This is a genomic window from Clostridium acidisoli DSM 12555 (assembly GCF_900176305.1).
GTDB classification, from domain to species: Bacteria; Bacillota; Clostridia; order Clostridiales; family Clostridiaceae; genus Clostridium_I; species Clostridium_I acidisoli.
In genome coordinates, this window is the sequence record NZ_FWXH01000052.1 from 1 (window position 1) to 3,801 (window position 3,801).

The following is a 3,801-nucleotide window of genomic DNA, read 5'->3' on the forward strand; positions in this document are numbered from 1 at the left end:
AACAACATATGCAGTAACAGGATTAATGCCAAGTACTTCATATAGTTTTACAGTAACAGCAAAAAATCCAGTAGGGAATGAATCGGCACCAAGTAATGTAATATCAATAATAACTACAAAATAATAATATTACTGTTTAGCATTAAAAAAATTATTTATCATAAACTAGATTACTATATGGTATATTTTTGAATAGAAAGCAATGTTTTGCTAGATTATATGTCCTAGAAGTAAGTATTATATAATATGCAAAAAAAGTATAAGAGGCTTAAATTTAATAATAATAACTATTTAAATTTTTAAATAGTTTGTGATCAGCCGATAAAAAATGTCTTATGTAACAGATTTGTTATATGAGTCATTTTTTTCATCTTGACATACGAACTTGTGTTTGCATATAATTTAACTATAATATGTAAATAAGAAAATATAAGAGTATGAGAAGATTAAATTTTCATATTGATGTTAATTCTGCTTTTCTATCCTGGGAAGTCGCATACAGAGGTTGCAGCAAGGTGAAAAATTAGATTAGATATAAGAGAAATTGCCTCCGTAGTAGGTGGTGATGGGGCATCAAGACATGGAATAGTTTTGGCAAAATCTGTATCTGCAAAGAAATACAATATTTAAACCTAGAATAAAGTGCCTCAATTTAGGTATAGTACGGCCTAGATATTGGCCTTATTTGAAGTGTAGTTCAGCAATGCATCAAATGCTCCAGGAATATAAACCAAAAATTCAGGGGTTTAGTTTAGATGAGAGCTTTTTAGATTTTTCAAATAAGGAACATTTATATCCATTTGATTATGTTAAAGATAGCAGACTTAATAAGATAATAGATGAAATTAGGTTAAAGTATGGAAATGAGTCAGTAGTGCAATAATGTTTTTTACATTTCAATGTAAATTCTATGACTTGGATGCTTCGGTGAAGATGGTTTTCCAGTGATGAGCTCTATGTTATAAGTGAGAGGTGTTTTTATAATTATGAAGGTTGTAGCAAAACCTATAGAGGTAATTTCTTATACTGATGATAAAGGTGAATTAAGACCTATAAGGTTTAGATTACAAATGGATGATGAATCAGTAAAAGTAATAAAAATAGATAAAATTATTGTTAAGAACATAGAAAAGCTAGCTGGGAATCCAATGTTTGTATTTCAATGTCAAAGTTTAATTGATGGAATACAGAAGCAGTTTGAAATTAAATATGAACTTCAAACCTGCAAATGGATTTTGTTTAAAATATAGAAATAAAAGGAGGATTCGAGATGCTTACAGAAAAAGAAAGTAATTGTCTATAAACATGATTTAGATGAGTATCTTCAAAAAAAGGGTATGGGAAAAAATTTATATGGAGAAATCGAGGAAAAAATAATAGTGCCTCGGAGTGAACGAGAAGAAAAATATTGAGGAGAATAAAAATCATTAAGAAAATTTCAATAAACAATGTAACTAACAAAAAGTTGCCGTATAAGTTGCGTGCACCTAAAATATGATATATAATTTAAATATAATACAAATATATTGGAATAAAGGTGATATCATGAAATTCTTGACTACAGGAGAAAAATTAAGACGCTTGAGAACCCAACTAGGTTTAAAACAAGATGATTTAAGAAGTGAGAATGTAACTAGAGGATTAATAAGCATGATGGAAACTGACAAAAGGGATGTAACTTATGCTACAGCATTAAAACTTGCTGAAAGATTTAATGAAAGAGCAGAAGAACTTGATATTATTATGAATGTAGATGAAGCATATCTTATGCGCTCGCCCAAGGAAGATGCAGAGTTATATTGTTTAAGAAGGCTTAAAGATACCAACATTAAAATGGATATCATAGATGGAATTTTTCAGATAGTTAATGAATATAATCTTATAGAAGTTAAGGTAGAAGCATATTGCAGATTAGGTGAAATTTACTTCAAAGAAAGGGAATTTCAAGTAGCTTGTGATATTTATAAAAAAGCTAGAGAAATATGCATAGGCATTAAGAAAAATGAAAAATTAGGGTATATTTATTGGAAAATGGGAGTCTGCAAGGCAGACGATTTAAAATATGATACTGCAATTGAATATTATCAATTAAGTCAATATTATTGTTCTCAATATAATGATTTTAAAACAAAAAAATTATGCCTATATTCTATGGCAATGTGCTATAGACGATTAAATCAAATAGAGGTAGCGTTAGAAACTATTGAAAGATTTTTATCAGTATGTGATGAGAAAGAAGATTTTAGGCTATATTTCTTTGCACATAATACAAAAGGGACTTGCTATAATGCTATAGGTGAATATGATAAGGCAATAGAGGTATATAAATTTTTACTAACTAAAATTTTGGATGATAAAAGTGCTTTTTTAGGATATATATATAGCAACATGGGATCAAATTATTGTGCTAAAAATGACTTTAAAGAAAGTATTAAATACTTTAATATGGCTGAAAAAACAATAAGAGAAGTTAATAAGCCAATATTGGCGGCCACACTTATAGAAAAATCAGAGGTTTTATTAAAACAGGATTTGAATACAAAAGCAATTGAAGCCATAGAATTAGGCTTAAAATATGCAGAAGAATATAATGATTTAGAATATTTGTTAAAAGGTAATTATTTATTAACAAAAATATACGATAAAATGAATGACACTGAAAAGTTAGAGAAGGTTTATTTTGAAATTATTGATTTGTTAAAGTCTACTAAAAGCAATGAAATGATTAAATCAATTTATGATGAATTAGCTCTTATGTATCTAAATGAAGATAAAACAGATTTATGCAAGAAATATTTATTATTATCAAAAAATTTAGATTGGGGGTGTAGCTATGAAAAATAAAATAATAAAAAGTTTAACTTTAGGATTAAGTTGTTTAATGCTAACACTAACGATATCCACTGCTACATTAAGTAACAATACAAAAAGTACAAATACTCATATTATTAAAATTGATATAGAATCTCCAAACAGTTAATTAAAATACATTTGTAAAAGAGTTATATAAAATGATTTACCTTCATTTTAATATAACTCTTTTCTTTTATGATTAAAATTGATAAGAGATAATTTTTAATATTAGATATATTTTTATAGAAGAGAAATGTACATAGCTTTAAAAAGCTCCTAACTTTTTTAATTCCATATATATATTATATGAAAGATTAATTTTATTATTAAGTAACCTTCCAACACATGAATGGGTAATACCTAATAATTTGGATAACTTCTCATAAGTTAATTTATTTTTAATCTTCCAGGATTTGATTTTCTCGCCGGGATTATTAAAATATATTTTATAATATTCATGGAAATAGTTATAAGGTAAATTGAATAATTTACATAATTTATCTATGCTTATGGGTTTTGGCATGACATTATGAACTTCCCAGCCATCTATTGCACTACAATGCATATTTAATAAATCAGCTAGATCTTCTTGTCTTAAGTTATGGGTATATCTTAATTTAATAATTTTGTCAGCAATAGTTGTCTCTGGCAATCCCTTATAAAGCTCTTTATATAGGTATAAAGTCTTATTTGTAAATATCTTTTTAATTATCGCAATTTGGTTAAGTGAGCTGGAGCTAATTACGCTAGTTCACCAGAACGAGTTCTAATTCATTGCCTTGATCCTGTTTTTGTATGTCAAAAGGTTGCTTATACAAGTATAAATGAAATTGTAAACATACAAGATGTTGTAAAAAACACTATAACAGGCTACAAAGGTATTGGAGGGTTACAAACCCGTGGAAAATGTAGAGAAGGGTATCCAAAGTCTGCATTCATTAGATAAAC

7 protein-coding genes and 1 pseudogene are annotated in these 3,801 nt (G+C 27.4%); 6 read left to right on the top strand and 2 right to left on the bottom strand.

Annotated features, from left to right (window positions below):
- A partial coding sequence (locus tag B8978_RS20570; protein WP_176212767.1) for a fibronectin type III domain-containing protein occupies positions 1-124 on the top strand: 124 nt, incomplete at its 5' end.
- A gap of 355 nt (positions 125-479) precedes the next feature.
- Here the strand turns inward: B8978_RS20570 and B8978_RS20020 are convergent.
- Positions 480-623, bottom strand: coding sequence for a hypothetical protein (locus B8978_RS20020; RefSeq protein WP_176212768.1), 144 nt, complete (start codon positions 621-623; stop codon positions 480-482).
- A gap of 35 nt (positions 624-658) precedes the next feature.
- On the opposite strand from B8978_RS20020, the gene B8978_RS19220 reads away from it, so the two are divergent.
- The 4 genes from B8978_RS19220 to B8978_RS20025 all read left to right on the top strand — a co-directional run bounded on the left by B8978_RS19220 (position 659) and on the right by B8978_RS20025 (position 2,980).
- The gene (locus B8978_RS19220) at positions 659-883 is read left to right on the top strand and encodes a Y-family DNA polymerase (protein WP_242950601.1); all 225 of its coding nucleotides are present in this window, start codon (positions 659-661) and stop codon (positions 881-883) included.
- Positions 884-986: 103 nt separating this feature from the next.
- Positions 987-1,250: a hypothetical protein gene (locus B8978_RS19225; RefSeq protein WP_084117893.1), complete on the top strand. Its 264-nt coding sequence runs from the start codon at positions 987-989 to the stop codon at positions 1,248-1,250.
- 295 nt (positions 1,251-1,545) lie between these two features.
- Positions 1,546-2,844 (top strand): helix-turn-helix transcriptional regulator, encoded by a 1,299-nt coding sequence (locus B8978_RS19230; RefSeq protein WP_084117894.1) that lies wholly within the window; start codon positions 1,546-1,548, stop codon positions 2,842-2,844.
- The gene (locus tag B8978_RS20025; RefSeq protein ID WP_176212769.1) at positions 2,834-2,980 is read left to right on the top strand and encodes a hypothetical protein; all 147 of its coding nucleotides are present in this window, start codon (positions 2,834-2,836) and stop codon (positions 2,978-2,980) included. The genes B8978_RS19230 and B8978_RS20025 overlap by 11 nt, the downstream gene beginning before the upstream one ends.
- Before the next feature lie 138 nt (positions 2,981-3,118).
- Here the strand turns inward: B8978_RS20025 and B8978_RS19235 are convergent, their stop codons facing one another.
- A complete protein-coding gene (locus B8978_RS19235) occupies positions 3,119-3,505 on the bottom strand; it encodes a helix-turn-helix domain-containing protein (RefSeq protein WP_084117895.1) in 387 nt (128 codons plus the stop codon).
- A gap of 78 nt (positions 3,506-3,583) precedes the next feature.
- On the opposite strand from B8978_RS19235, the pseudogene B8978_RS19240 reads away from it, so the two are divergent.
- Positions 3,584-3,799: pseudogene (locus B8978_RS19240) on the top strand (sporulation peptidase YabG); the annotation flags it as partial.
- Positions 3,800-3,801 lie beyond the last annotated feature (2 nt).

Bases quoted from the DNA above. Each gene is read 5' to 3' on its own strand.
- B8978_RS19225 (WP_084117893.1), top strand. From the start codon at position 987: ATGAAGGTTGTAGCAAAACCTATAGAGGTAATTTCTTATACTGATGAT.
- B8978_RS19230 (WP_084117894.1), top strand. From the start codon at position 1,546: ATGAAATTCTTGACTACAGGAGAAAAATTAAGACGCTTGAGAACCCAA.
- B8978_RS20025 (WP_176212769.1), top strand. From the start codon at position 2,834: ATGAAAAATAAAATAATAAAAAGTTTAACTTTAGGATTAAGTTGTTTA.